We start from the raw sequence: 2,970 nt of genomic DNA on the forward strand, positions 1-2,970 counted from the left end.
ACCCTTTCGGGTTGTATGGTTAAGTGACTAAGCGTACACGGTGGATGCCTTGGCAGTCAGAGGCGATGAAAGGCGTAATAACTTGCGATAAGCCCAGATTAGGTAGTAATAACCTTTTGAGTCTGGGATTCCTGAATGGGGAAACCCACTTACATAAGTAAGTATCCTGTTGTGAATACATAGCAACAGGAGGCAAACCGGGGGAACTGAAACATCTAAGTACCCCGAGGAAGAGAAATCAACCGAGATTCCGAAAGTAGCGGCGAGCGAAATTGGATTAGCCCTTAAGCTTTTAATGATGCAGGTGAAGAGTCTGGAAAGTCTCGCAGTAAAGGGTGATAGCCCCGTAACCGACACATCATAATCAGTGAAAACGAGTAGGGCGGGACACGTGATATCCTGTCTGAATATGGGGGGACCATCCTCCAAGGCTAAATACTACTGACTGACCGATAGTGAACCAGTACCGTGAGGGAAAGGCGAAAAGAACCCCTGTGAGGGGAGTGAAATAGAACCTGAAACCGTGTACGTACAAGCAGTAGGAGCACCTTCGTGGTGTGACTGCGTACCTTTTGTATAATGGGTCAGCGACTTAATTTTAGTAGCAAGGTTAACCGTTTAGGGGAGCCGTAGGGAAACCGAGTCTTAACTGGGCGTACAGTTGCTAGGATTAGACCCGAAACCAGGTGATCTAGCCATGGGCAGGTTGAAGGTTGAGTAACATCAACTGGAGGACCGAACCGACTAATGTTGAAAAATTAGCGGATGACTTGTGGCTAGGGGTGAAAGGCCAATCAAACCTGGAGATAGCTGGTTCTCCCCGAAAGCTATTTAGGTAGCGCCTCGGACGAATACTACTGGGGGTAGAGCACTGTTAAGGCTAGGGGGTCATCCCGACTTACCAACCCTTTGCAAACTCCGAATACCAGTAAGTACTATCCGGGAGACACACGGCGGGTGCTAACGTCCGTCGTGGAGAGGGAAACAACCCAGACCGCCAGCTAAGGTCCCAAAGTATAGCTAAGTGGGAAACGATGTGGGAAGGCTCAGACAGCCAGGATGTTGGCTTAGAAGCAGCCATCATTTAAAGAAAGCGTAATAGCTCACTGGTCGAGTCGGCCTGCGCGGAAGATGTAACGGGGCTAAGCTATACACCGAAGCTGCGGCTACGTACCTTAGGGTGCGTGGGGTAGGGGAGCGTTCTGTAAGCCGTTGAAGGTGGTCTGTAAGGGCTGCTGGAGGTATCAGAAGTGCGAATGCTGACATGAGTAACGATAAAGGGAGTGAAAAACTCCCTCGCCGGAAGACCAAGGGTTCCTGTCCAACGTTAATCGGGGCAGGGTAAGTCGACTCCTAAGGCGAGGCCGAAAGGCGTAGTCGATGGGAAACGGGTTAATATTCCCGTACTTCTTACAATTGCGATGGGGGGACGGAGAAGGCTAGGTGGGCCTGGCGACGGTTGTCCAGGTTCAAGTACGTAGGCGGGTGGTTTAGGTAAATCCGGACCGCTACTAACGCTGAGATACGATGTCGAGCTACTACGGTAGTGAAGTCATTGATGCCATGCTTCCAGGAAAAGCCTCTAAGCTTCAGATTGTAAGGAATCGTACCCCAAACCGACACAGGTGGTCGGGTAGAGAATACCAAGGCGCTTGAGAGAACTCGGGTGAAGGAACTAGGCAAAATGGTACCGTAACTTCGGGAGAAGGTACGCTCTTATCAGTGAAGTCCCTTGCGGATGGAGCAGACGAGAGTCGCAGATACCAGGTGGCTGCAACTGTTTATTAAAAACACAGCACTGTGCAAAATCGTAAGATGACGTATACGGTGTGACGCCTGCCCGGTGCCGGAAGGTTAATTGATGGGGTTAGACTTCGGTCGAAGCTCTTGATCGAAGCCCCGGTAAACGGCGGCCGTAACTATAACGGTCCTAAGGTAGCGAAATTCCTTGTCGGGTAAGTTCCGACCTGCACGAATGGCGTAATGATGGCCACGCTGTCTCCACCCGAGACTCAGTGAAATTGAAATCGCTGTGAAGATGCAGTGTACCCGCGGCTAGACGGAAAGACCCCGTGAACCTTTACTACAGCTTGGCACTGAACATTGAACCTACATGTGTAGGATAGGTGGGAGACTTTGAAACCGCGTCGCTAGATGTGGTGGAGTCGTCCTTGAAATACCACCCTTGTAGTTTTGATGTTCTAACGTTGGTCCCTGAATCGGGATTACGGACAGTGCCTGGTGGGTAGTTTGACTGGGGCGGTCTCCTCCCAAAGAGTAACGGAGGAGCACGAAGGTGGGCTAAACACGGTTGGACATCGTGTGGTTAGTGCAATGGCATAAGCCCGCTTGACTGCGAGAATGACAATTCGAGCAGGTGCGAAAGCAGGTCATAGTGATCCGGTGGTTCTGAATGGAAGGGCCATCGCTCAACGGATAAAAGGTACTCCGGGGATAACAGGCTGATACCGCCCAAGAGTTCATATCGACGGCGGTGTTTGGCACCTCGATGTCGGCTCATCACATCCTGGGGCTGAAGTCGGTCCCAAGGGTATGGCTGTTCGCCATTTAAAGTGGTACGCGAGCTGGGTTTAGAACGTCGTGAGACAGTTCGGTCCCTATCTGCCGTGGGCGTTGGAAAATTGAAAGGGGCTGCTCCTAGTACGAGAGGACCGGAGTGGACGAACCTCTGGTGTTCGGGTTGTCATGCCAATGGCATTGCCCGGTAGCTAAGTTCGGAATCGATAACCGCTGAAAGCATCTAAGCGGGAAGCGAGCCTTGAGATGAGTTTTCCCTGGCACTATAAGTGTCCTAAAGGGTTGTCGTAGACTACGACGTTGATAGGCAGGGTGTGTAAGTGCTGCGAGGCATTGAGCTAACCTGTACTAATTGCCCGTGAGGCTTAACCATACAACACCCAAGGGGTTTTGTGGACTCAAAGAAATACCAAACGCTTGAATGAGTTTGAA

At 51.1% G+C, this 2,970-nt stretch carries 1 rRNA gene; it reads left to right on the top strand.

What is annotated here, in order from left to right:
• The first annotated feature begins 17 nt into the window (after positions 1 to 17).
• Positions 18 to 2,911: ribosomal RNA gene (locus tag AB4133_RS10395) — 23S ribosomal RNA — on the top strand.
• Positions 2,912 to 2,970 lie beyond the last annotated feature (59 nt).

Source organism: Vibrio sp. 10N.286.52.F8 (genome assembly GCF_041468745.1).
GTDB lineage: Bacteria > Pseudomonadota > Gammaproteobacteria > Enterobacterales > Vibrionaceae > Vibrio > Vibrio crassostreae_C.